The sequence below is a fragment of the Oceanobacillus sp. MO10714A genome, assembly GCF_037072045.1.
Lineage (GTDB): Bacteria > Bacillota > Bacilli > Bacillales > Amphibacillaceae > Oceanobacillus > Oceanobacillus indicireducens.
In genome coordinates this window covers 1-25,760 of record NZ_JAXHDC010000030.1, presented here as the reverse complement: position 1 = coordinate 25,760, position 25,760 = coordinate 1, and the positions used below count along the sequence as shown (strand labels likewise).

Here is a 25,760-nt window from a genome sequence, read left to right as displayed (position 1 = left end):
GGGTTGCTATTTTAGTTGCTGGAAAACCTTTCTAATGGTATAGTTAAATTATAATTACTATAAAGTAATAACGTATATAGTTTGTTTTATTAAATTCTCCTCAAGAAAGGATACTTAATATGTTCAACTATCTAATCAAAAGCCGTCCTGGCCAGTTTCTTCTCGTTGGTATTTTCTTTATTATTCTTGGATTTATATTCGCGCCGTTTATTGAAATCGTGAGTCGACTATCATTTTATGCAGCGATATTCTTTTTAGGATTCTTTGCTGCGAAAAGTGCAGTAGTAGATACCATTCAATCGAAATCTCCCAATGTTGACTTACTTATGATTTTAGCTGCGCTTGGTGCGGTTCTTATTAATTATGAATCGGAAGGAGCGATTCTTTTACTCATTTTCGCCGGAGCAGAGGCGCTTGAAGATTATGCATCAGCTAAATCGACCAATGCTATTTCCGAGCTTATGTCACAAGTTCCATCAACTGCGCAAGTTTTAAGAGATAATGGGGAAGTTGTTGAGATTCCGACAGACGATTTAAACATAGGAGATATGGTTGTTGTATCAAAAGGAGAGCTTATTCCCATTGATGGCATCACGGACCGGCAAACAATGGTGAACGAAGCTGCGTTGACTGGAGAATCTGTTCCTGTTAGTAAAGAAAAAGGAGATGAAGTATTTGCAGGAACAATTAATGAAGGTCATGCTTTTCATCTTGAAGTGAACAAATTAAGTAATGAGACAGTATTTTCCAATATTATACGGATGGTTGAAGAAGCACAAAATCGGCCGTCTAATGTATCCAAATTTATTGACCGGATTGAATCGAAATATGTGATCAGTGTGTTGGTTGGGGTTCCAATTTTTATTTTTATCCTTTACGCATTTAATGATTTTACCTTCCAAGAAGCATTTTATCGTGGGATGGTTATGTTGACGGTAGCAAGTCCATGTGCACTTGTAGCATCCGCCACTCCGGCTACCCTCAGTGCGATCAGTAATGGGGCAAGGAATGGTGTGTTATTTAAAGGTGGAGCGGCAATGGAAGCACTGAGCACGATGGATGTGCTCTATAGTGATAAAACTGGTACGCTTACACATGGCGAATTTGAAGTTGTTGATTATGCAGCACAAGAGGATATATTAAGTGAAGTCGTATATATGGAGCAACAGTCCAGTCACCCGATTGCACGGGCGATTGTAGACACGTTCAATTATTTGGATTTAGACCAGATTGATCGGAATGAACCGGTTGAAGAAGTAGCTGGTTCCGGAATGAAAAAAGGTGAAATTCAAATCGGAAAGCCTTCTGTATTTGATCAGTATGAAGATATTCATAATTACCGGAAGAAAGCGATTGACGGAAATACGAATATTTTTGTAGGAAAAAATAACAAAATCGTCGGCTACTTCTCTCTTGCTGATCGCGTGCGGAAAGAATCTGCCGAAGCGGTGGCGGGATTCCAAAAGGAAGGGATCCGTGTTGCCTTGCTTACAGGAGATAACGAAACGGTTGCGAAGAAAGTCGCAGATGAAGTTGGTGGAGTTGATTATGTTGCATCGTGTCTACCGGAAGACAAAATTAAATACATTCATGAGAGCCAGCAAGCAGGTAAGATTGTCGGAATGATTGGGGATGGGATCAACGATGCGCCAGCACTTGCGAATGCAGATATTGGTATCGCGATGGGAAACGGTTCATCTGTTGCAATGGAATCATCCGATGTCGTTATTGTAAAAAATAACTTAGCCAAACTATTTTATAGCTTCAAGCTAAGTCACAGACTAAATCGAATTATTGTTGGGAACGTTGCTTTTTCCATTGGGGTGATTCTCGCCTTGGTTATCTTGAATTTATTTGGATTATTGAATTTACCAATGGCAGTGTTATTCCATGAAGGTTCCACTATTCTAGTAATCTTAAATGGATTACGCTTATTAAGACAAGGAAAGCAGAAAAAATAGAGCTGGAAGCACGGCTTGCTTATTAGTATGAAATAGGGTTAAGGAATTAATTTTTCTTGACTCTTTTTTCTTGCTTTCCAGTATGAATTCCAAGTTGATAAAGTGAAACTTCATTCAGTGGGGGTTTCCTTACCTCCGCCACTGAATGTTAGTTGAACAGAATCAGGGATTTACGGACTATCTATCCCCCACCTTCACATGTTGGGCTTCCCTCCTGTTTAGAGGTGGGGGTATTATAGACCGTTAATGCGTGATAAACATCATAATAAAAAAGAAAGCAGAATGGTTTCTTCTGACCATCCGCTTTCTTATATTATTGTAATACCCAATGTCCGTCCGATACTTCTTTTAAAACACCCCCCTTAATATGGAAATTGCGTCGTTCAATATTTCTGTTCAATCTAACCGATTCGATTGCAGGATTCGGAACAGGGACAGCGTCTAAAAGAGATTTCGTATATGGATGGATAGGATTACTGTATAACTCCTCACTCTCGGCAAGTTCGATAATTTTTCCAGCATTCATGACTGCTATTCGGTCACTTATATGTTTAACAACTGACAAGTCGTGGGCGATAAATACATAAGTAAGTCCGAATTTTTTCTGTAAATCCTTCAGCAAGCTGACAATTTGAGCTTGGATCGATACATCAAGCGCAGATAAGGGTTCATCACATACAATGAATTTGGGCTCAACTGCCAGTGCACGGGCAATCCCGATTCTTTGTCGCTGTCCGCCGGAGAACTCATGTGGATAACGCATCGCATGTTCCTTTTGTAACCCTACGAGCTGTAATAATTCCTCCACACGTTCTCTCCGTTCTTTTTTTGTGTTATATAATTTATGGATATCCATTGGTTGACCGATAATATCCAATATCTTCATTCTTGGATTGAGAGACGCATATGGATCCTGAAAAATAATCTGAATTTCCTTTCGAAGCTGTTTCATTTCTTTCGTGTTCATCCGATTAAGTGACATGCCCCTGTATAAAATATCGCCGCCAATCCCTTTTTGTAATTGTAATAAAAGTCTACCTGTAGTCGATTTACCTGAACCGGATTCTCCTACCAAACCTAGTGTTTCACCGGGATGAATCGAAAAGCTAATAGAATCAACCGCTTTTATTGAGCGACCTGCTCCCATGGGAAATTCTTGTGTTAAATCCTGCACTTCGATTAGTGGTTGATCGGGCTGGATATCTTTAGGTAACGTAATATGTCCTTTAGGTTCTTTTTTAGCATTAATTTGTGGTAATGCATTTAAAAGCTTTTTCGTATATGGATGCTTCGGAGCGGAAAATACTTTCTCAATCGTATTTTGCTCCACAACTTCTCCATCTTTCATAACGATGACCCTGTCACACATTCCAGCGACAACCCCAAGGTCATGTGTAATCAATATAATAGAAGTGTCAAATTGCTGTTGCATTCTTTTCATTAATCGTAAAATCTGCGCTTGAATTGTCACATCAAGTGCTGTTGTCGGTTCGTCAGCGATTAGTAACTTTGGCTGACAAGAGAGTGCCATTGCTATCATGACACGTTGTCTCATCCCGCCGGAAAATTCATGAGGATATTGATTGTAGCGTTCCTCTGCATTGGTAATGCCAACCATTTTCAGCATATCAATCGTTCTTTTCTTTGCTTCAGCAGATGAAAGTTTTTGGTGCTTCCGAAGGGTTTCATCAATCTGTTTTCCAATCCTTATCGTTGGGTTCAAGGAAGTCATTGGGTCTTGGTAAATCATGCTAATATCATTTCCTCTAATGGTGTCCATCTGCTGAACTGTATACTCGGAAATTGGCTTATCGAAAAATTGAATATTACCAGCGGTCATTAGAGAAGGAGGAGATGGCAATAGCTTCATAATTGAACGGGCAGTAACACTTTTACCAGACCCTGATTCTCCAACGATTCCTAGAGTCTCTCCCTTATGTACATCAAATGTTATTCCTTTAACAGCCTCCGTTACTTTATTTTGGGTTATAAAGGAAACGTGTAAATCATCTACCTGTAAAATTTTCTCCATTATGATTACCCTCATTTTTAAATAATTATAATTGAAATTATGTAGTCTTAATATATTGACTTCTTGTAGATTACATTTTATGCTATTGAATAGTATACTAAATCTCTAGGGATAATCAAGATTAATGCAAAGAGGGTGATTTGACTGCCTAAACTTAAAGAGAACGGCATTGCTGTAACTTACCGCAATTTGAGTGAAAGTACTTTCTTTAGTAGTTTGCTATTTTTGTCAGGTTTGCTTATTCATATATTTACCGGGATTGCTTATTTGACAGGGGCAAGAAATAAGGAGTATGAACAAGCCCTGCAAAAGAAAATTAACATAAAGAAAGAATCTTCTACATATCTTAGTTTGTTGGAACGTTATAAACAACAATATAAAAATAAACAACAATTTTTCCATCGCCCGGTGAATGAAAAAGAAATGGACGATGAAGCGGCTAATTTGGCAAATGAACGGATCCAAGAGATGGCGGAAAAAGAATTAGCTACTGAAAATCTAACGAGAGAAAATTACGCTACCTTTTTTGGAAAATGTCTTGAAAAACCACTTTTCGTTATAGTTACTTTCATCCCGGGAATTTTAATGTATTTATTGTTATTGGTTTATCCGAGACCAATGATTCGATACATTGCGGAACGACTCGTACAAACCCTTTTTGTAATTATTTCTGTGATTATTTTTGTGTTTACCATCTTACACTTTTCACCAACGGATCCGGCCGCGAACATATTGGGAGAAGCAGCAACAATGGAACAACGTGAGGCTTTTAATCAACAATACGGATTGGATCAACCATACATTGTGCAACTGTGGGATGCAATAAAAGGAATTCTTACATTTGATTTGGGCAGTTCTTATACCGGAAATGAAAATGTCATAAAAACCATTAGTGATCGTTTTCCGATCACGCTAACTATTGCAACATGGTCACTATTAATGTCAGTCATTATAGCTTTACCGGTTGGAATAATATCTGCAGCCAAACGGAATTCATTTTGGGATTATAGCTTTATGTTTATTGCCTTGATAGGTTTATCGATTCCAAACTTTTGGCAAGGACTTATTTTCATCTTAACGTTTGCTATAAAGTGGAATATACTACCTGCAACCTATTATCCAGGTGATATGGCTTCGATTATCATGCCAGTTATTGTACTTGGTACAGGATTGACTGCTTCCGTTGCGCGGATGACTCGTTCATCTATTTTAGAGGTCATTAGTGAGGACTATATTGTGACAGCAAAGTCAAAGGGACTATTGCCGAGAAGTATTTTTATGAACCACGCTCTTCGAAATGCGATGATTCCGATCATAACAATTATCGGTCTTCAGTTTGGTGGGATGCTTGGGGGGGCGGCAGTCACAGAGAAGGTCTTCAATATTAGTGGGTTAGGTAGTTATATTGTGGATAAACAATTCATCCCGGACATTCCTTCTGTTCTTGGAGGAGTCGTCTATATTGCGATTGTTATATCGATCGTGAATTTAGTTGTTGATATTTTATATGCTTTCCTGGATCCAAGAATCCGTTCGGAAATGAAGAAAACGTAACGAGGTGGAAAAAGTGACATTGCCAAAAACTTTTATACTTAAAAACTCACAAGAATACAAGCATGCTCATTTTGCCTTTGTTCTCTCTCTAGCATTGACAATCGTTTTCTTCTTTAATGCGTATGATTATCAGGAAGGGAGTGTGTCTTGGAGTATTGTTACACTTGCCTATTTAATTGGAACAGTCTTGCAAGGTGTACTTATTCAATTGTTAAAGAAAGATTTGCGGGACAAAGGCGAAATTCAAAAAAGGACGAGGGTTCTGAGTACCCTTCAGTTGCTGGGGATAACAGTTGGAAATGTTTTTATCACTGCATTTGCTTTTAGAGTGCTAAGAAAGGAAGAATCTATTGAATATACATTGGCATATTATATGCTCTTGACGAACATTTTAATATTTACTGTGTCACTATTCAATATTTTTAAACCTTATGTATCTAATACATTTTTGCCATCGATGAGTATTTTGGCGCTCTTCATTATATTTTCTTTAATTACAGTAATCATTTTTGGGAAAATTGATTTGATTCAAGGTGGTTATTCGAAATTAAAATGGTTAGGTGGTGTGATATTATTAGCCGGGTTTACAGGAAATTTGTTTGGTTTTGTTTTAGGTTATAGCATTCTATTAAAAACAGTGATTAGAGATGATTCAAAAATTGATAGGTGGAATAAATTCTGGTTAAGTATTACTAAAAACTTCACAGCCATGCTTGGATTATTGTTTGTTATTTTTACATTTTCCATTTCAGTAATAAGTTATGGAACATTTGTAGACAGATTTGCCACGGAAAATAACTACGCATCCATGCTAATGGAGCCAAGTTTAGCCTATCCATTTGGAACAGATGACTTTGGCAGGGATGTATTCTCAAGAATTATCTATGGGGCTAGAATTTCATTAACCGTAGGAGTCATAACGACGATTATTCCGTTAGTTATTGGCGGATTCCTAGGAGCCCTGGCCGGATATTATAAAAATACACTCGACAATGTACTAATGCGTATTTTGGATGTAATTTATGCAGTTCCAGGTATTCTGCTTGCTATTGCGATTATTGCAGCATTTGGTTCAAGCACGACTAATTTAATCATTGCGTTAAGTGTGGGATCGATTCCGACCTATGCCAGAACAATGCGTGCTAATGTGCTATCGGTTTCCAACCTGGAATTTGTAGAGGCATCTAAGGCATTAGGAGAATCAGAGTGGAAGATTATTTTTAAGCAGGTCGTTCCTAATTCTTTTGCTCCTATGATTGTGAAGGCATCTTTAACGATTGGAACTGCAGTGATTGCGACAAGTAGTTTGAGCTTCCTCGGCTTAGGGGTTGAACCGCATATTCCAGAGTGGGGGAATATATTAAAAGTAGGAAGCATGTATCTGGAGACAAATCCCTATTTAGCTATTTTTCCGGGTATCGCGATAATTTTACTCGTCTTGTCCTTTAACTTTTTAGGTGATGGGTTAAGGGATGCATTAGATCCAAAGCTAGATTAATATATTTACTAAATTTGGGGGGTTAATACATTGAAAAGATTATATGTCTTGTTAGGCGCTTTTTTGCTCATTTTAACGGGTTGCCTAAATACGGAGTCAGATGTAAATGAGGGTGGAAGCGGAGAAATAGATTCAGGGGATAATACGGTTGAAATTTTAGGAATGGGTTCAAATGAGGATGATTTAAATATTCTGCGTGATCAGCTGACGAAAAATGGATTCAATGTTAAGCTGAATATACAACCAGATTACGGTAGCTTTACAACGCAGAAAGAAGCAGGAAATTATGATTTAGCATTAAACAGCTGGACGACAGTAACTGGCAATCCGGATTATGCGGTACGCTCGTTATTTACTTCAGAAGGAGATAACAGCTTGTTTGCGGATGAACGGGCAGATGAGTTGATCAATCAAGCAAGTACAGAGTTAGCAGACGAATATGTGGAAACATATAAAGAATTAGAGCAGCATATTGTATTTGACCAGGCGTATATCGTACCGCTTTACACATCTTACAAAGCACAAGGGGTAAATCACGAAATAATTGATGAGTCTTCTGTGCGCCTGCCAAAATCAAGGGCAGCAGTTTGGGAGGCCATAGATTTTACAGATACTTCTAAGCGGGATACAGAGCCTCTGATTTTACAACAAGCAATTGGAACGCTGACGTCATTGGATCCTATTAAAGGAAACGATGGTTCTATCAATACATTAAATACGAATCTGTACGTGCGTCTTGTTAATTTAACTGATGATGATGAAATTGTTTCAGACGGTTCATTGTCTTTAAACCATACAATTGCAGAGGGAAATGAGGAGTATTATTTCTTATTGCGTGACGATATTGAATTTGCTGCAGTAGAAGACGGCACAGCTGTAAATACAGGGGAACTTGTTGGGGCTGAAGATGTTGTATTCTCGCTAGAACGTGCAAAAAACCCAAATTCAGTTCCAGACCATCGGACATACAGCCTTCATGAAAATATGGAAGAGATTTCGATTGTCAGTGATTTAAGTGAGCTTGATGGCGATACAGCTGATGGTAGAACGATCCGAGAAGCATTAGAAGACGGAATCGATCAAGAGATTGAAGCATTAACGTCGGATAAAACTGAAGTTGATAACTCATCGGGAGTTTATCAAGTTGTGAAAGTAACAACAACGAATCCTTTCCCGCAAGTTCTTAATTATCTCGCTCATCAATCTGGCGGAATTGTCTCTAAAGAGCAAGTTGAAAAGATCAATACGTATGAAGTAGAAGATTATGATGTGAATACACATATTGCTTACGGTGATCAATCTACTGTTCTAGAAGACAGTGATCAAGAGAATACCCTCTATGCAAGCGGGCCTTATATAATGACCTATAAAAATGATTATGAAGCCCATTTTGTGGAAAATCCGGGGTATATGCCTGGTACGGATTATGAGCCTAACATATCAGAAGTTATTGTAAGATTTATAGAAGACTCTGATAGTGCTCTATCGGCGCTGCGGAATGGGGAAATTCATATCTTAAACGGTGTTCCGGAAAACAAATACGATATTGTTGAAGAGGATGCTAAATTAACACTTCAGCAAAATGAAAGTAATGGCGTTACCTATCTTGCTTTCAATATGGAAGACAAAGACCGTGAAATAGCTACAAATACAGAATTACGCCAAGCTGTACTTTATTCTATTAATCAAGACGATATAATTGAGTATTACCATGGTAATAAAATGCCTGCAGTTTCTACTATTAGTCCATTAGTTGATACTGGATTGAAACTAGAAGCTGATAGTGATAAAGTCAAAGAATTATTACAATAAAGTGAAACTTCATTCAGTGGGGCATCCTTACCCCCCACTGAATGTTAGTTGAACAGAATCAGGGATTTACGGACTGTTTATCCCCGGCCTTCACATATTGGTTTTCCCTCATGTTTAGAGGAGGGGTATTACAGACCGTTAATACGTGAAAAGTTTGAGTAAACAAAGACAGTTCTAAGTGTTTAACATCTAAAGAACTGTCTTTGCTGTGCATATTATCAGGATGTTAATAGCTGGACTTATGATTGGGATACTTACTGGTACGATTATTCCGCTTATTTTGTATATGTTTAAAAAAGACATTGAGATGCTAAAACATGTTACATATGAATTTGGTATGGAAAATGGAAGTGAAGATGTGAAGCAGCTCGCCGATTATATTGCCCCAGCGAATAATCAAAATGGGGTGTTAAAGATAATCGATCAATACTTTGCAAAGGAAGGACCATTTAATAGTATTTGCTAAAAGGAATGAGTAAATGAATTTACAAAAAGAATTAACGATACAACATAACCCGACCGGCGCAACCCGGTTGGGCTTAGCTTTGCTGCTAGGAATGCTAGCGTTTTTAGGACCGCTTAACATTGATATGTATTTGCCGAGTTTTCCTGGGATTGCTGCGGATTTCAATACAAGTGCTTCGCTTGTACAAGCAAGTTTAACTGCATGTTTATTAGGGCTTGCTGTCGGTCAATTAGTTGTTGGCCCGATTAGTGATGCCCAAGGGAGACGGAAGCCTTTACTAATTGCTACAGCGCTGTTTGCTTTCGCTTCGCTTCTCTGTGCGCTCGCGCCGAATATAATAATATTGATTAGTGCTCGATTTATACAAGGGCTCACTGCTTCAGCGGGTGTTGTTCTTTCGCGTGCCGTTGTGCGCGATGTATTCAGTGGCCCAGAGCTTACAAAGTTCTTTTCATTGCTAATGGTGATAAACGCTGTTGCTCCGATGATGGCTCCAATGATTGGCGGCTTTATTTTATCGTTTGAGTCAACAAATTGGAAGAGTATTTTTTATTCTTTAGCTTTAATTGGCCTTATCATGGTTGTAATTGTGGCTTTCAACCTTAGAGAAACCTTGCCGCCTGAAAATCGAATCCCAAGCTCAGTAGGTGCCTCGTTAAAAACGATGGGGAGTTTATTTACGGATCGCTCGTTTATCGGTTATGCTTTAGTTGTTGGATTTATCCATGGTGGGAGTTTTGCTTATGTGTCGGGGACTCCATTTGTCTACCAGGGAATTTATGGGGTCTCTCCACAAGTATTTAGTGTGCTATTTGGAATCAATGGATTGGCAATCATTACGGGGAGCTTTCTTATCGGACGCTTTAGCGGGATTATTCCCGTGAAAAAGATGCTCCAGACTGCAGTCATCGTTGCGCTTTCTGCAACATCATTATTGCTCGTCATGACGATTATTGAAGGTCCTTTAGCTGCCATTGTCATTTTGATTTTTGTTTATATGATTACAATGGGAATGATTACGACAAGTACATTCACATTAGGGATGGCGAAACAAGGACATCGTGCGGGAAGTGCGAGCGCTGTTCTTGGTATGCTGCCGTTACTTCTCGGATCTCTTTGTTCCCCGCTTGCGGGTATTAATGAAGCGTCGGCAGTTCCAATGGGAACGATTATGTTTACAACGACTCTGATTGGTTTTACAGTATTTTTTACAGTTGCGAGAAAAGATAAGGCAGATGAATAAAAATTAGCGCTCAATAACAGGAGATTAATTGTAAATGAGATATGAAGTAGCGCGCCGATACTGATGTATGTTTTTATGTGAAAAAACGTCCACGATTTTTTAAAAATCGTGGAAATGAAATAATGGAACAGAGACTATACAAAAAAGGAAATGATCGAATGAAAACAGAAAAAGAGAAAATGATAGCTGGAGAAATATACAATCCTGAAGATCCATTGTTAGTAAAAGAGCGGAAGGAAGCAAGGCGAAGGGTTAGAAAATATAATCAAACTTTAGAAACGGATGAGGAAAAACGAGTTGAAATTTTAAAGGAATTACTTGGCTCTACAGGGGAAAATATATATATGGAACCGAATATACGGTTTGACTACGGATATAACACCCATGTAGGTGAAAATTTCTATGCGAACTTTGATTGTACAATTTTGGATGTATGTGAAGTGAGAATTGGTGATCATTGTATGCTCGGGCCGGGTGTGCAACTTTATACAGCGACACACCCACTTGATCCGGTAAAACGCAATTCGGGTATAGAATATGCGAAACCGATTAAGATTGGAAATAATGTCTGGATTGGTGGTAGTGCAATAGTAAATCCGGGTGTAACGATTGGTCATAATGTTGTTGTGGCTTCAGGAGCAGTAGTGACGAGAGATGTGCCAGATAATGTTGTAGTCGGAGGTAATCCAGCTAGAATTATTAAACATATTGAGGTAAATGGGTAATCGGATGTAAAAGAAATGATGTCTAATAATTCAAATATAGAAGGGATTTGCAAGATTTTCGACCATAAGCCCACTGAACTTTACGGATTCATTAATATGGCGGAAAATCACGATATAAGCACTTTGCGGTAAACGATAATCTAGTATACTATCGCCTTGTTAAATGAAATAAATCTAAAAAGAGAGAGGGCTTGCCGAAACGATGAAATGGATAGGAAAGAAAAGTATTATTTTTATAAGCATACTTACTTTACTTTTATTAGTAGCTTGTCAGGGAGGATCTGATGATAGTGACTCTGCTTCCGGGGAAAAAGAGGAAAACGATGCATCTGAACTGACAGAAATTGTCGGGATTGATCCCGGTTCTGGAACAATGAATATAGCAGCGGAAACGGTAGAAGCGTACAATTTGGATCTAGAATTGCTGCCGAGTTCAGAACCAGCGATGTTAACGGAACTTCAAGGTGCAATTGCGAATGAAGAACCGATTGTTGTTACACTTTGGGAGCCGCATTGGATGTTCAGTGAATATGATTTGAAATTCTTAGAGGATCCACAAGGTACTTTAGGTGAATCGGAAAATATTCATACAATGGTAAGACACGGTCTTGAGGAGGAGCAGCCAGCAGCTTTCAAGCTCCTAGATAACTTTTACTGGGAAGTAGAAGACATGAATGAAGTAATGTCCAAGTTTGGTCAAAGCGATGAAGTAGAGCCACGCGAGGAAGCGGAAGAATGGATTGCAGATAACCGGGACAAAGTCGAAGTTTGGACGGAAGGAATAGAGCCAGTTGATGGAGAGACTATTGAATTAGGCTATGTGAATTGGGATACGGAACTATCATCAACGAATGTTGTTGCTTTAATGCTTGAAGAATTAGGTTACACGGTCGAATTGACTCCACTTGATATGGGGATCGCATTCGAAAGTCTTTCAGAGGGAGAAATCGATGGCATGCTTATCGCTTGGCTTCCAGTAGGGGCTGCTACTTATGCCGAACAATATAAAGATGACATTGTTGACCTCGGACCAAATTTAGAAGGTGCCCAGCAAGGATTTGTCGTCCCGGCGTATATGGATATTGATAGTATTGAAGAATTGCCGACGAAATAAGGGGCTTGTCACCTTATTGGATTTTGGTGAATGATGTTGAAGGTCAGATAAGCTATCTGGCCTTTTTTCAAGACTTATTTTGCTACCCTAAATGATTTGGAGGTTAATACATAATGGATGTTGAACAATTATGGTCAGAGGTTTTAGAAAGGATTCAAAAAAGAATTCAAAAGGCAAGCTATGATACATGGTTTAAGAATACAAAAGCCGTTGAAATGAAGGACAATCTCTTAATGATAGAAACAGCTAATGAGTTTCAAAGGGATTGGTTGGAGAATCGATATAAGGAGCAAGTTGAGGAACTATTGTATGTACTAACTGGTGAAAGATTAAAGGCTTCCTTTACTATTGGGGAAAAATGATGATGACAAGTTCTACAACTGAAGCACATTCTCAAACGAAGTATATTGATGTATCAGACCTGCTAAAGAAAATTGAAAACCTTGAAAGAAGAGTAAGTGAATTAGAGAAAAAATGAAGTTTTTTGGAACGTTCTAATTTTGAGTTAATAATAAGGGATTTTAAAACGCACTTTTTTCGTCTTAACAGACTGAAGAAAGTGCGTTTTTGTAGGATTATAACAGTTCCTTATTTTTCTTATAGGAACGCTTTAAGGAAATATAACTCGATAAAAACGATACTACACTGACACTTATCAATAAGCCTAAAATTTCAACCCAATTGTTGAGACTCGAAGGTATATTAATGAAAATCAAATACAGTGCCATAAAAATAATAACAAATCCAATTGTTCTAATGCATATCACTCTTAACTCTTTTTTGTACGCATGTTTTGTGGCAATATCTGTATATTCCATCCCGGCTAGTATATATCTTCCTGTTACATAAAAGAGGAAGATGGCAATGGCTGCCAATAAGACAGTTTCCGTGTCCAGATTAAAAAACTTGTTGCAGATCATCATTACAATAAGGGAAAGAAAAAGGATAATTGCTCCTTCCGTGAAAAAGTAAAGCATCTTTTTTTCCTTATATTCATCATCCGGTAATAGAAAGGATATCCAAGATTTCATTGCGTATCGACCTCCCAGAATAATTCGTCCAATGTTTTGTTAAGTGACTTTGCTAAATTAATACAGAGCTGGAGACTAGGATTATATTCCCCTTTTTCAATGAGCCCAATTGTTTGCCTGGTGACACCAACCTGGCGCGCTAGCTGCTCTTGTGTCATGGAATTTTTAATTCGAGTAATTTTTACGTTGTTTTTCATTTGTCACCCTACTTACGAAATGTAAGATATAGATTTCTTTTGTAATTTATATCTTACATCAGAGAGGAGGGTAAAGTCAACTGTGAAATAAAAAATGTACGAATTAGACCAACATTCAGGGAGGGCTGACATTCAATAAATCGCGTTATAAAATTAAAGAACCCTCCAAATCAAAAATTGGAGAGTTCTTCATGCAAGCTGTTATGAAATCTGCTTCATCAAATTCGCCATCTCAATAGCTGCTGTTGCAGCATCCCAACCTTTATTTCCGGCTTTCGTTCCAGCCCGCTCAATGGCCTCTTCAATTGTATCGGTCGTTATGACACCGAAAATAACAGGAATACCATCTTGCATATTAATCGCAGCCACACCTTTAGAAACTTCACTACATACATAATCAAAATGTGGGGTAGAGCCGCGGATTACTGTACCAAGTGTAATAACTGCATCATATTTTTTAGATGTTGCTAACTTTTTTGCGACGATTGGAATTTCAAAAGCTCCTGGCACCCACGCAACATCAATATCATCTTCATTTACACCGTGTCTGCGTAAGGCATCTTCAGCTCCTGCGAGTAGCTTACCGGTAATAAAATCATTAAACCTTCCAACGACAATCCCGATTTTTAAATCGGTTCCTACTAAATGACCTTCGAAAATATTACTCATTTTTCTTCTCCTTCAATGTTTTTCCTATTTATTATCAAACGAAACTTCATTCAGTAGAAGTTTCGACGCACAGAACATGTTAGTGTCGACGTTGCGAAACGAATCGCGTTTTTAGTCGACTGCTCCTCCCCCACTGAATTCGCTTTCGTGAATCAGTGTGTTAGTGTCTGTTATCCCCCGACTAGATAGATTTGATTACTCTCTCTATTTTGAGACGGAGCTTTACGAACGATTTCACCGTGATAAAAGAACCTTGCTCGATTTGCGGTATTCTACTAAATCCTTAATTGTCAAAATAACTAAATTAAAGTGCTCTGCAACTTTTTTCAGTTCCGCACCGCGCGCCATTGTTCCATCTGGGCTCATAATCTCGCAAATTACCCCAACTGGTTCTGCACCAGCAAGCTTAGCTAGATCAACTGCAGCTTCGGTATGACCAGGTCGTTCCACAACACCGCCACTCTTTGCAATCAGCGGAAAAATATGCCCAGGTTTATTAAAATCACTAGCTTTGGCTTCAGGATCCAACATATTTAAGATTGTTGTTGAACGCTCAAAAGCTGAGATCCCGGTATGTGTTGAAACATGGTCAATCGACACGGTGAATGCAGTCCGGTAAGGGTCCGTATTCTCCGGCGCCATTAGGGTTAAGGAAAGCTGCTTTGCTTTTTCTTCTTCAATAGGAACGCAAATCAACCCTTTTCCTTCGTTTGCCATAAAGTTAATCATTTTTGGTGTTGCAAATTTTCCTAATGCGAGAAAATCGCCTTCATTTTCCCTGTCCTCATCATCTACTACAATAATTGCTTTCCCTTCTTTTAACTCCTCGATTGCTTGCTCTACGGTTGCGTACAATTTATTCACCTCATCCATTTAAAAATCCACTTTCAGCTAGGGTTGCCTTCGTAATTCCATTTGTTGCTGGTTGTTCTGATCTTTTAGAAAGTAAATTCTCCATATACTTCGCGAGCATGTCACATTCGATATTCACGAAATCACCAAGCTGTTTCTCGCCAATAATCGAGTCTGCTTGCGTGACAGGGATTAGGGAAATGACAAATCCATTACCTGTAATTTCAAATATCGTTAGTGAAGTGCCATCGACCGTGACAGATCCTTTATCAATAGAATATTTCAGCAATTGTTGATCTGTCTTGATTTCCATGTATTTCGCATTTTCATGACGGCGAACAGAAATGATTTCTCCAGTCCCATCGACATGGCCACTGACAAAATGACCGCCAAATCGACCATTCGCTGCCATTGCCCGCTCTAAATTAACAGGGCTCCCGATCTGTAACATATGGAGCGTTGTCGCTTTAACCGTTTCGGGCATAACGTCAGCCGTGAAAAAGCCTGGTCCATGTTCATGGACAGTTAGACAGACACCGTTCACCGAGATACTGTCCCCGAGATTCACATCGGACAGAACTGTCGTACATGCGATTTTAAATTGTAATGAATTGGGATTTCGTTTAATGGATTGGATTGTTCCAATTTCTTCCACAATTCCAGTGAACAATGAAATAAAACCTCCTTCTAGAGATCACGTGTAATCTTCTGTTTTTGTAAAATAATGTATTTGAATTCTTTCCACCGCGGGGCGTTTGGGTGGTAAGGAAAGAGTTTGATTGGAGTACGGTTTTTATAAACATGCATACATTTAAGAAATACGGAAATATGCGAGGATGCATAAAAGAATTCCGTTTGTTCTTGCATATGCCATTAGGAGTAAGGCTTCTGTTGTAACCGTATCAATTAAAATGCGCGATTGAAGCTATTTCTCTATATTAATTTACTCTCTGCAGCTCCTTTCTGTTTTAAAAGAGAGAATACTAGAATCGGCATCGCATAAATTTTCGCAACAACTTCTCCCATCCAGACTGTAACTGTCGGTGCTGGAATTACACCAGCTCCACCGTCTCCTAAAGAGTACGGGTCACGGACTTACAAGCATAACACTTGAACACCGCCGGTAAGGAGTTTCACCTTGCCCCGAAGTTATTGGAAAATATTATACTACTATTAAAGTATCATGTTCAATAAAATGTGGCAACTGGATGTACCTATTTGGCGAAATGGAAATACGTTTATCCCTAACTCTATGATATTCATTTATTCCTCATTTTCCTTATACAATGCCTCCATTTCCTCGCCAATTTTCATTAAATAGGATTCTTGTTCAGAGGTAAGCATGGTAGGGAACTGAAAATCCATTGTCTCCTGATCCATTAACTCCTGTGCCTTTTCCAGTTCCATCGCAAAGGCTTCTTTATCCTCAACATGTCTTGTTGCCAGTTCGGTTAGTCCCATTAGTAATTCAAAAGCTTCTGGTGAATTTGCAGGGACATTATCTTGCATCAATTTTTCTAACTTAGCTAGCCAATCAAGCATTTCCACGTCCAGTAGTTGCTGGTATTCTTTTGGCAGGGAAAAGTATTCTTTAGCAACCGATTCCGGGAGATACTCTTTCGCCCATTCCTTCAGATCTTCCTCATGTTCCATTTGAAAAAGTAAAGAACTTAACACTGTCCAATTGATTGATTTTCCTGCCTTGAGTAAGTTTTGTACTCGCTCGACAGCTTCGATTGCCTGATTTAATTCATCCCGCTTTTCGGTTAAAAGTTTATGCTGCAAAGGTAATGATTTCTCGAGCTGCACAGCACAATCCATTTCATCTTTTATGAAATCTTTGATCTCTTGTAATGGATAGCCCAAAAACTTTAGTGATTGAATTTGTTGCAGCTTCGCAAGTTCATTTAATCCGTAAAGTCTGTGGCCTGATTCATTTCTTTCAGTTGGTACGAGTAAACCTAACTCTTCATAAAAACGTAAGGTGCGTACGGTTATTCTGGCCTGTTTGCTGAATTCACTGATTGAAACCTAGGTGCTTCATGATTCATAAAAAATCCCTCCATTTTATCAGATATTAAGGGTCTGTAATCCCCCACTGAATGAGTTCCGCTTTATTGTTAATTATAAGTTATCATGTATCGTAACGGAGGGGGCAAGGGGGAAAGGCTAATTTGTTTGGAAAATCGAGAGTAATTCTGAAATTGCTATAGATTTAATACTAAAAAAACCTTAAATAAATGAGTACTGTAGAAATCCAAACTACTTGAGATGGCATTCTTTGCAAAAAAAGGTGTCTTCGCCTGAACGACTCCGAATTCGTTAATTTCGTGTACATAGAAGGCGCCTAATCGGATGAACGACTCCGGTTCCGTTAATTTCGTGTATTTAGAAGGCGCCTAATCGGATGAACGATTCCGGTTCCGTTAATTTCGTGTATTTAGAAGGCGCCTAATTGCGTGAACGACTCCGAATTCGTTAATTTCGTATACATAGAAGGCGCCTAATCGCGTGAACGATTCCGATTCCGTTAATTTCGTGTAATTAGAATTCATCTAATTGCCTGAACGAATTGGATTCCGTTAATTTCATGTACATAGAAGGTGCCTAATTAATTCCGTCATGCTCGTACAATTAAAAGATGGTCTAACCACCTAAAAGAATCCAATACCTAACGTTTAGGTCGATTATAAAGCATCTAAAAAAGGAAAAGGACATGCAAATTAGCGCACGTCCAACTATCATTCTACAAATTCATGTCCTGCTAGCATCGTTACAATTTCATTCTCAATTTCCTGCATCGCTTCACTAGGACCTAAATGATTATTAATCAGAATGGAAAAAATAAGTTTTTCTCCGTCTAGACTCGTCACATAGCCAGATAATGTAGACACTCCCGTGATCAAGCCTGTTTTTGCTTTTACATTTCCTTTGGCGGGTTCTGTAGTCAAACGATTACGTAATGTCCCACCCACAAGTCTATCTTCTTCTCCAGCAACAGGCAGGGAGTCCTCAAACGCGTCAAACCAGCTCTTATTCTGGATTTCATATAAAATTTGCGCGATATTATTTGCTGAAATCAGTGTCTTATGTGACATTCCCGAACCATCACGAAGGAGGAAGGATTCTCGTTCCACACCAAGTTCCGTCACGACATCTTCCATTACTTCAAGACCTTTATCCCAAGTCCCTGCCCCGTGGATTTGCTTCCCCATTTCCTTCGTTAAAGTTTCCCCAATTCCATTGTTACTTAATTTCATAAAGGGTACGAGTAACTCGGAAAGTGGAATGGATTTTTTACTAGTAATGATCTTGGCTTGTTCGGGAGTCGCTCCCGTCACATCACGGGATTCATCGTTAAATTGAATTCCCTCTTCAGCTAGAACATCACGGAATACAGTAAGTACATACCCGGCTGGTTCCCACACCGAGACCCAAGAACGTGATACTGTTCCGTCTACAGGCATTGTTCCTTCCACGATTATGTTATTCGTCCCATGCTCCCGCTCAATGGAAATCTCTTGAGCCTCTCCTGCTTGCACGAGTTTTGTCTGATTGACAATTGTGACATAATCGGTTTCGGGAATTACCCTGACTTGGGCTTTTCCTTCTGCATTTTTGGAAGACATCACCTCAACAATCACTGTTCCCGCATCATAATCTTCATTAGGTGAAAGGGTTAGAGCAGAAACTTGGGAGCCCGTATGAAACGGCTCATCCGACCAGTTTAAATCCTGGGAAAGTCGTATATTATCATACCACGTATCATCGCCAACAAGGTCGCCATCAATGGTTTCAATTCCTTGGGCTTTTAGTTCCCTAGCAAATTGATCGAGATCAGACTTTAATAATGTCGGGTCACCTTTTCCTTTTATATACAAATTACCATGTAATATGTTCCCTTTCAGCTCTCCATCTGATAAAATTTCAGTTTGGAACCGGTAATCAGCCCCAAGTGTTTCTAAGGCAGCAGCTCCAGTAAGTAATTTCATATTGGATGCCGGGTGAAGACGAATGTTTCCATTATGGGAAAATAAGAGATCTCCAGTTGCAGCATGTTTCACAGTGACTCCAACGACGGCTCCTTCAAGCTGTTCATTTTCTAAAATGGCATTGATTTTTTCCTCCAATGGTTTACTTTCGGTACGTGTCATTGAACTTTCCTCCTTAGATGCTTCTAAGAATAAGGGTTCCTCCGGGAATACTGACGGGAGGCTTGCAACAATTAGAATTACGATAAAAAACAGCATCGTTTTAAGAAAGGGTTTTGATTTCATGTATCCACATCCTATTTCAATATCGAACGAGTAAAAAGAAGTATGTCCATTATTGAATTATATCCGGCCGGAGTAAAAATTATGAATGATGGGAAGAGTGGCTAAAAAAAGTTTGAGTTCTGTAGTAAAATTAATGAATGCATAGAAAAATAACAACGCAGATAAAGGAGCAGCAAGATGAATGGTACAGCACATGCAACAGTTGGCGGAGCAATAGGCTTCGCTGCAGCAAATATAGTTCAAGCAGATCCAACGGTAACTTTTCTGTTAGTCGGCTTAGGAACCGTATCTGCTTTAGTTCCAGACCTGGACATTGACGGGAAGTTACGTGGGAAAATTACATTGTCCCATAAATTAGTTCGGTCCGTCGCGCAATTTATTGGACTCTTAATGATTATTTATAGTTTTTTTGAAGGAGAAGATAACCGGCAATACCTCGGGATGGGGATAGGACTTGCCATGCTGGCAAGTTCTTCACGATTAAAACAAAAACATATGCTGACTCTAACAAGTGTCGGAGTCATTGCTGGAGGTGCTTCACTTCAGGAGATTTGGTTGATTCTCTTTGGAATCTATATGCTCATCGCATCCTTTGTTCCTCATCGAAGTTATACCCATTCGATAATTGGAGTGATATTCTTTAGTTTTATTACATTGAAGCTGGAAGAATCATTAGCAATTCAAGGCGTTCATTATACATGTCTTGCCGGATATATTAGTCATTTGGTTACAGATAGTAAATTTCTTCCGTTCAATGACCGGGGGATAAAGTTGTTTCTGCCATTATCATCGAAGGATTTTTAACAGATACATAGTAAGTTATTGCACCCCATATCGGATGATTCGGGGTGCAATATATGAAACAACTTTTCTATGTTTAGATGTTAGTCATGTGGAGATTTTAGCCGCAATTCTTCTGTTACTTGAATGCTGCCAGCTACAGATTGTAGCATTGCACAGTTTTTGCGTGTAAGCTCTATCGCTTTTTCAGCTTTTTTCTGAGAAATATCCTCTGCTTTTATCGTGTAAATCAAGTGAATCTTTTCAATCCGATTTGCTATTTCTTCATTTCGTGTTACTTCCGCTTCAATCGTAATATCCTCATATGGTAAGCGCATTTTCTTGAGTATATTTCTTAATACACCTCCACTGCACCCCGCGATGGAGGAGATCATTAATTGAAACGGCCGATACCCATATTCACTCTGACCCGAAATTTTTAGCTCGCCAAATTCAAAGTTTGACTCAAATCCATGTTCATTCATTTTAAACTTCAAATTTATCCCCTACCTTTAATATATAGTCATACGTCAATTATAATATAGAAATATGAAAATTTAGTGAAAATATATTCCCATCCTTAAATGAAAGCTTTTTTCTTGGTAGATCATCTCCTCTTCGGTCACTGATCCACCTTAGCATCACCCTAAACCAACAGCATTTCCCAACTAATCAACGAAACATAATCATTGCTCCACGAAAAGGCATGCATTATAATGTTCCTAATGAATTTTTAGAAAAGTATTGTTTTTTTAAAATTCATAAATACCATAGAAGGAGTGCTAAAATGACAAACAAAGTACAAATTGGCAGAACAGATCTAGTTGTAAATCCGGTTGGTATGGGGACAAACAAAATTGGTGGTCATAATCTTTTTCCGAACTTAGATGAAGAAGCAGGGAAAAATGCAGTCCGTTATGCAATTGATCATGGTATTGACTTTATCGACACGGCTTATCTATACGGGAAAGGCCGTTCAGAAGAATTAATTGGTGAAGTAGTGGAAGAAACGGGAAAACGTTCTGAACTTGTACTGGCAACGAAGATTTCACCAGTTTTTACTGAAGATGGAATGATAAATAATAACAATCCCGACTTTTTAAAGCAAGAAGTTGAAAAGAGCTTGAAACGATTAAAAACAGATTATATTGATTTAATGTATATTCATTATCCAGACGAGGATACGCCAAAGGCTGAGGCAGTCGGGGCGTTGCAAGAATTGAAGGATTAAAAGTGGGTTTGATGTGATTGGCACTTATACGGATAAAGTAGGGGAAGCGAAAATAATTCTTGAGAAAGAGTTGTGATTAGGCTTGCCAGTCCAATATTACAATAGGAATCATGTCAAAAAGAATTAACATATCAAAGAGACAATCGCTCAAGAAGATTGTCTTTTTTAATTTCCTATAGACATCTATATTACATTATGATATATTAAATTCTGATATAAGTATCACTTTATGATATATCATGAATAGATATAGGAGATGATTGCTTGAAAAAAACAGAGCAATTAACGGATACGATGTTTTACATTATGGCTGCTTTAACGAAACCGAGACACGGTTACGCTATTATGAATTTAATTGAAGAAACTACAAATGGGGTAATTACAATAGGTCCAGCATCCATGTATACGATTATTAAAAGGTTATTAAAACAAGAGTGGATTTATTTGTATGACGGAGAAGATTCAAGGCGCAAAACATACGAGCTTACCGAATATGGAAGAAAGGTACTGGAAGAAGATTTGCAAGTGAGAAAACAAATGATTGAATTAGCAGAAAGTGGATTAAAGGGAGAGTGAAAAATGAGTAAAACAAAATATATTACATCAGGTGGACTAGCTTTCTCTGAGTAGGAAGATATGGATAAATTACGTCGATATTCTCTAAAAGGCTGGCATGTCAGTGATTTTAGCTTTATGGGCTATACGCTCGAAAAAGGAGAAAACAAAGATTACATTTACACGATAGACTATCGCTCATTACATGCTGACGAACAAGATGAATACTTTGATTTCTTTTTTAACTCTTCAGCAGATATTCATTTATTCCGAGCTCGTCCTGGTACAAAACCGATATATACGGATCCGGATACAACGATTGATAAGTATGAACATTTAAGTGGCTCGATGGTAAAATTTGCAGCTTCACTATTTATACTTACAGCACTTAGTTGGGGCGGAGCATTGCTAAGTTCCGGTATTTTACATTCCATATTTTTAGTACTAGCTGTTATTCTAACTGTATTTGTAATTCCAGCAGCATGGACTCTGCTTAAATCGTTCGGTAACAAGTGGAGGGTAGAAGGTAAAAGAAACTTGGTTCAGCTAGTTAAAATAGCACCATTTCTATTTTTAACAATAACGATCATTATTTTGTTATTTGTTAGAGGTACGGGCACTACAATTAAAATTCTAACATCCATGGTGATCGGAGGGGTCGCATTTCCAACTGTAGTTTGGATTGTTATGACTCTTTACCATAAAATTAGAAGAAACCATGAATACACGAATAGTTGAATGAAAAAAATGGAGGGAATCAAATGGAAATAGAAATATCAGGTCTAGGAATCGGGTTAGTTTTGTTAGCTGTCGGGTTAAGCCTTATGGGATATTTTATAGGGAAAGGCCTACAAAATATGGGGCATCCCGAGAAAGGTCATCATTATCATTTCTTTATCAAAGAAAGCGAGTTGGAATATTACTCCAATCTAGACAAAAATGAGATTGAAGAATTATTGAGAAAGTATCCTAATGCCCCTAAGATTGAATTAAACGGAACAAATTATTATCCATACAAAAAATTGATGGAGTGGTTTTCTTCACATGATTATTAATGAATAGTGGAGAGATTCACTAGAAGAACTAATTAGAAAAATGAGGGTGAAGAATTATACCGTGAACAAGATAATGAGGAAACGTTGTAAATCAAATGCATTGAAGTAGAATGGATTGGTAGGGGATAAAATGGTTCATGTATGGAAGTCTTATTTATTGTTGGTTGCAGGTGTTCTGACAGGAATTATGATTGTGAGTATACTCCGAAACGGGGAAATTAATTGGACCGTAGTTGGTGCTACATTTATTTTATCGCTTTACTTATTCCTTTCTTTATTATTTATTCGCCGGGAATTAAAAAATAATTAGTAAAAAATGTTCTTTTCAATTAGTGGATACAAAAACTTGTAATGAATGATGTAGTCGATTTTACAACGATAGGGGTGGCTACAATTTTCATACTGTTCCTAACATGATTTGTAAATTCCGGGATATACATATATATAGGGGGGGATTTTTATCGCGAAAAAAATTCTGCTATTTTGTGATCCTGGAATAGATGATTCGTTTGCAATTATGTATATGATGATGGATCCCGAGATTGAAATTGTCGGTATTGTAACAAGTTACGGGAATGTACCGAAAGAGCAAGCAACGGCTAATGCAGCCTATCTAATGCAACTTGCTGGGAGAACGGATATCCCGATTATTCCTGGAGTTTCCCAACCGATGGAGGATGATTATTTAGCATTTTATCCCGAAATTCATGGAAAAGGAATTGGTCCAATCCAGCCGCCACATCCGTTGCAATATCAAACGTATCCATTTGATACAATCAGGCTTATCATAGAAAAATATAAAAATGAACTTATTCTTGTTGATACAGGGCGATCAACAGCACTTGCTACAACATTTATTTTATTCCCGGAACATGCAAAATTGGTTCATTCCTATTATGTAATGGGTGGGGCATTTTTTATGCCGGGGAACGCAACAGCGCTCGCTGAAGCTAACTTCTATGGCGATCCGAATTCTTCTGATTTTGTCGTCAAGTCTGCACACAATTTAACAATCACGCCTTTAAATGCAACACAATTTGCCGTTATTACAGAAGAAATGGTTCAAGCTGTATCTAAGAATGAGAAACAATATTATGCTGCGCTGATTGTCCCTGTTTTTGAATATTACTATGATTTTTATCAAAAGTTGATGCCAGGTATTCAAGGTGCACCAGTGCACGATCTGCTCACCGTCATGATTATTAATCATCCCTCCCTCTGTGATTACATATATTACGATGTGCATGTCGCTCGCTGTGATGAAGTAAAGGGGATGTCGTATATTGATTACCGGCCGACGAGTAAAAGAGGAAAGACAAGGATTGCAGTGAGTCTTGATTATGCAGCGTTTGTGGAGCAATTTAATAAGGTAATGTTGCCGGAGTGAATTGTGTTTTGTTTAAAAAAGAGAATATGCGTGAAGGATCGGAAGCAATCATTTGTTGATTGTCTTTTTTTGTGCAATTATGTTGGAAGAATTATGTTAATATTAAATCATAATTAATGCGGTATATTGCTCGAATATACTTCGGGGGGAATTCGGATGGTAAAAATAATGGGATTAACCAATGACGAACAATTTCAGCAGGCAGCAACACTTTACGAAGAGATTTGGAAAGATAATGACCATTCCATAGAAGAACGGATTCAAAAACATAGCTCCTATAGCGGTTTTAGAGGACTTGCTATTTTGTCAAATGAAGGAAGTATGATAGGTTTTTCGTATGGATACACCTCATTGCCTACACAATTCTATCATAATTTGCTGGCTGAGGAATTAAATGCTCTGGAATATCAACGGTGGCTAAAAGATTGTTTTGAATTTGTTGAATTAGCAATTCATCCATCTTATAGAAACCGGGGGTTTGCAAGATTGTTAGCTACAAAACTAGTCGAAGCAGTTGAAAATAAGACAGCTATTTTAACAACACAAGTTGATAATCATCCTGCTCGCACATTATATAAGTCATTGGGCTGGAAGGGTATTAAAGAACCTTTTTTTCCAGGTAACTCGAAACAAGCTTATGTGATAATGGGGAAGGAATTATAATTCATTTCAATTATTTGGCAGCATAAATTAAAGTTGTTCATTTTAGAGATTCTTGAGGTTTGTTTTAACGAAAAGAACATATAGGGGAGTTTTATCATGAAAGATAAAAAAGATATTATATCCTTGATAAGGGAAGATCAATGGATGATGGAGTTATTACGTTTAACGAGTTCACTGAATCTTCCGGATTGGTGGATTTGTGCTGGCTTTATTCGTTCAAAAATATGGGATACCTTACATCATTTTAATGATCGAACACCCTTATCAGATATTGATGTAATTTATTTCGATCCTTTAAATAGTACGGAAATGGAAGAGAAGATATATGAGGAAAAGCTTAGACGTCTTATGCCAAATATACCCTGGTCTGTGAAGAACCAAGCAAGAATGCATATACATAGTAAAATGCCGCCATATACATCATCTGTTGATGCTATTTCTAAGTTTCCAGAAACAGCAACAGCTCTTAGGGTGAAATTAGACGGGAATGGTAATCTAGTATTAACTGCCCCATGGGATATTACAGATGTTGTTCATTTAGAGGTAAAACCTACACCCCATTTTAAAAATGATAAGCAACGGGTAAAAATCTATGAAGAACGTGTTATGAAAAAGAATTGGCAGGTAACCTGGCAGAAATTAAAAATTTATCCTGCTG

The 25,760-nt window shown here is 38.2% G+C and carries 25 protein-coding genes, 2 pseudogenes and 1 riboswitch; of the genes and pseudogenes, 18 read left to right on the top strand and 9 right to left on the bottom strand.

Annotated elements, in window-relative coordinates; translation table 11 throughout:
• Positions 1 to 119: 119 nt before the first annotated feature.
• Positions 120 to 1,961: a heavy metal translocating P-type ATPase gene (locus SPD53_RS13845; RefSeq protein ID WP_336252925.1), complete on the top strand. Its 1,842-nt coding sequence runs from the start codon at positions 120 to 122 to the stop codon at positions 1,959 to 1,961.
• A 313-nt stretch (positions 1,962 to 2,274) separates the two neighbouring features.
• Here SPD53_RS13845 and SPD53_RS13840 read toward each other — a convergent pair whose 3' ends face one another.
• Positions 2,275 to 3,993 (bottom strand): ABC transporter ATP-binding protein, encoded by a 1,719-nt coding sequence (locus SPD53_RS13840; protein ID WP_336252924.1) that lies wholly within the window; start codon positions 3,991 to 3,993, stop codon positions 2,275 to 2,277.
• Between the two features lie 216 nt (positions 3,994 to 4,209).
• Here SPD53_RS13840 and SPD53_RS13835 point away from each other — a divergent pair, with 216 nt between their 5' ends.
• The 8 genes from SPD53_RS13835 (at position 4,210) to SPD53_RS13800 (ending at position 12,767) form a co-directional block, all read left to right on the top strand.
• Positions 4,210 to 5,547, top strand: a complete 1,338-nt coding sequence (locus SPD53_RS13835) for an ABC transporter permease (protein ID WP_336252923.1) — start codon at positions 4,210 to 4,212, stop codon at positions 5,545 to 5,547.
• Between the two features lie 4 nt (positions 5,548 to 5,551).
• On the top strand, positions 5,552 to 7,045 hold the full coding sequence (locus tag SPD53_RS13830; RefSeq protein WP_442946274.1) for an ABC transporter permease: 1,494 nt from the start codon (positions 5,552 to 5,554) through the stop codon (positions 7,043 to 7,045).
• Positions 7,046 to 7,075: 30 nt separating this feature from the next.
• Positions 7,076 to 8,857 carry an ABC transporter substrate-binding protein gene (locus tag SPD53_RS13825; protein WP_336252922.1) on the top strand — a complete coding sequence of 594 codons (1,782 nt, stop codon included), beginning with the start codon at positions 7,076 to 7,078 and terminating at the stop codon, positions 8,855 to 8,857.
• Between the two features lie 241 nt (positions 8,858 to 9,098).
• A complete protein-coding gene (locus SPD53_RS13820) occupies positions 9,099 to 9,323 on the top strand; it encodes an HAD hydrolase family protein (protein WP_229782585.1) in 225 nt (74 codons plus the stop codon).
• Positions 9,324 to 9,360: 37 nt separating this feature from the next.
• Positions 9,361 to 10,566 carry a Bcr/CflA family efflux MFS transporter gene (locus SPD53_RS13815; RefSeq protein WP_336252934.1) on the top strand — a complete coding sequence of 402 codons (1,206 nt, stop codon included), beginning with the start codon at positions 9,361 to 9,363 and terminating at the stop codon, positions 10,564 to 10,566.
• Positions 10,567 to 10,724: 158 nt separating this feature from the next.
• Entirely contained in the window at positions 10,725 to 11,291 is a 567-nt protein-coding gene (locus tag SPD53_RS13810; protein ID WP_188856424.1) for a sugar O-acetyltransferase, read from the top strand.
• 202 nt (positions 11,292 to 11,493) lie between these two features.
• Entirely contained in the window at positions 11,494 to 12,405 is a 912-nt protein-coding gene (locus SPD53_RS13805; protein WP_336252921.1) for a glycine betaine ABC transporter substrate-binding protein, read from the top strand.
• A 113-nt stretch (positions 12,406 to 12,518) separates the two neighbouring features.
• Positions 12,519 to 12,767 carry a DnaA N-terminal domain-containing protein gene (locus tag SPD53_RS13800; RefSeq protein WP_336252920.1) on the top strand — a complete coding sequence of 83 codons (249 nt, stop codon included), beginning with the start codon at positions 12,519 to 12,521 and terminating at the stop codon, positions 12,765 to 12,767.
• A 213-nt stretch (positions 12,768 to 12,980) separates the two neighbouring features.
• Here the strand turns inward: SPD53_RS13800 and SPD53_RS13795 are convergent, their stop codons facing one another.
• From SPD53_RS13795 to dacB, 7 genes and pseudogenes are all read right to left on the bottom strand, one after another.
• Positions 12,981 to 13,436 carry a DUF3278 domain-containing protein gene (locus tag SPD53_RS13795; protein WP_156857827.1) on the bottom strand — a complete coding sequence of 152 codons (456 nt, stop codon included), beginning with the start codon at positions 13,434 to 13,436 and terminating at the stop codon, positions 12,981 to 12,983.
• Positions 13,433 to 13,633: a helix-turn-helix transcriptional regulator gene (locus SPD53_RS13790; protein ID WP_156857826.1), complete on the bottom strand. Its 201-nt coding sequence runs from the start codon at positions 13,631 to 13,633 to the stop codon at positions 13,433 to 13,435. The genes SPD53_RS13795 and SPD53_RS13790 overlap by 4 nt, the downstream gene beginning before the upstream one ends.
• Before the next feature lie 201 nt (positions 13,634 to 13,834).
• Positions 13,835 to 14,302 (bottom strand): 6,7-dimethyl-8-ribityllumazine synthase, encoded by a 468-nt coding sequence (ribH, locus tag SPD53_RS13785; RefSeq protein WP_336252919.1) that lies wholly within the window; start codon positions 14,300 to 14,302, stop codon positions 13,835 to 13,837.
• A 237-nt stretch (positions 14,303 to 14,539) separates the two neighbouring features.
• Positions 14,540 to 15,157, bottom strand: a pseudogene (ribB, locus tag SPD53_RS13780) (3,4-dihydroxy-2-butanone-4-phosphate synthase); the annotation flags it as partial.
• A 10-nt stretch (positions 15,158 to 15,167) separates the two neighbouring features.
• The gene (gene ribE, locus SPD53_RS13775; protein WP_336252918.1) at positions 15,168 to 15,824 is read right to left on the bottom strand and encodes a riboflavin synthase; all 657 of its coding nucleotides are present in this window, start codon (positions 15,822 to 15,824) and stop codon (positions 15,168 to 15,170) included.
• A 340-nt stretch (positions 15,825 to 16,164) separates the two neighbouring features.
• A riboswitch (FMN riboswitch) is annotated at positions 16,165 to 16,309 on the bottom strand.
• A gap of 108 nt (positions 16,310 to 16,417) precedes the next feature.
• Complete coding sequence (locus tag SPD53_RS13770) at positions 16,418 to 17,179, bottom strand: MerR family transcriptional regulator (protein WP_336252933.1); 762 nt, start codon at positions 17,177 to 17,179, stop codon at positions 16,418 to 16,420.
• Positions 17,180 to 17,895: 716 nt separating this feature from the next.
• Entirely contained in the window at positions 17,896 to 19,308 is a 1,413-nt protein-coding gene (dacB, locus tag SPD53_RS13765; protein ID WP_336252917.1) for a D-alanyl-D-alanine carboxypeptidase/D-alanyl-D-alanine endopeptidase, read from the bottom strand.
• Between the two features lie 300 nt (positions 19,309 to 19,608).
• Between dacB and SPD53_RS13760 the strand changes: the two genes are divergently transcribed.
• Complete coding sequence (locus SPD53_RS13760; protein WP_336252916.1) at positions 19,609 to 20,235, top strand: metal-dependent hydrolase; 627 nt, start codon at positions 19,609 to 19,611, stop codon at positions 20,233 to 20,235.
• Positions 20,236 to 20,315: 80 nt separating this feature from the next.
• Here the strand turns inward: SPD53_RS13760 and SPD53_RS13755 are convergent, their stop codons facing one another.
• On the bottom strand, positions 20,316 to 20,708 hold the full coding sequence (locus SPD53_RS13755; RefSeq protein WP_156857820.1) for an OsmC family protein: 393 nt from the start codon (positions 20,706 to 20,708) through the stop codon (positions 20,316 to 20,318).
• A 290-nt stretch (positions 20,709 to 20,998) separates the two neighbouring features.
• Between SPD53_RS13755 and SPD53_RS13750 the strand changes: the two are divergent.
• From SPD53_RS13750 to SPD53_RS13715, 8 genes and pseudogenes are all read left to right on the top strand, one after another.
• Positions 20,999 to 21,439 (top strand): annotated as a pseudogene (locus SPD53_RS13750) (aldo/keto reductase); the annotation flags it as partial.
• 267 nt (positions 21,440 to 21,706) lie between these two features.
• A complete protein-coding gene (locus SPD53_RS13745; RefSeq protein WP_156856676.1) occupies positions 21,707 to 22,018 on the top strand; it encodes a PadR family transcriptional regulator in 312 nt (103 codons plus the stop codon).
• A 60-nt stretch (positions 22,019 to 22,078) separates the two neighbouring features.
• On the top strand, positions 22,079 to 22,735 hold the full coding sequence (locus tag SPD53_RS13740) for a DUF2812 domain-containing protein (RefSeq protein ID WP_336252915.1): 657 nt from the start codon (positions 22,079 to 22,081) through the stop codon (positions 22,733 to 22,735).
• 23 nt (positions 22,736 to 22,758) lie between these two features.
• Positions 22,759 to 23,052 carry a DNA-binding protein gene (locus SPD53_RS13735; RefSeq protein ID WP_156856674.1) on the top strand — a complete coding sequence of 98 codons (294 nt, stop codon included), beginning with the start codon at positions 22,759 to 22,761 and terminating at the stop codon, positions 23,050 to 23,052.
• Positions 23,053 to 23,182: 130 nt separating this feature from the next.
• On the top strand, positions 23,183 to 23,362 hold the full coding sequence (locus SPD53_RS13730) for a hypothetical protein (RefSeq protein WP_336252914.1): 180 nt from the start codon (positions 23,183 to 23,185) through the stop codon (positions 23,360 to 23,362).
• Positions 23,363 to 23,506: 144 nt separating this feature from the next.
• Entirely contained in the window at positions 23,507 to 24,439 is a 933-nt protein-coding gene (locus SPD53_RS13725; protein WP_336252932.1) for a nucleoside hydrolase, read from the top strand.
• 156 nt (positions 24,440 to 24,595) lie between these two features.
• On the top strand, positions 24,596 to 25,102 hold the full coding sequence (locus SPD53_RS13720) for a GNAT family N-acetyltransferase (RefSeq protein WP_336252913.1): 507 nt from the start codon (positions 24,596 to 24,598) through the stop codon (positions 25,100 to 25,102).
• 96 nt (positions 25,103 to 25,198) lie between these two features.
• Positions 25,199 to 25,760 (top strand): nucleotidyltransferase family protein (locus tag SPD53_RS13715; protein ID WP_336252912.1); only part of this gene is annotated, 562 nt, incomplete at its 3' end.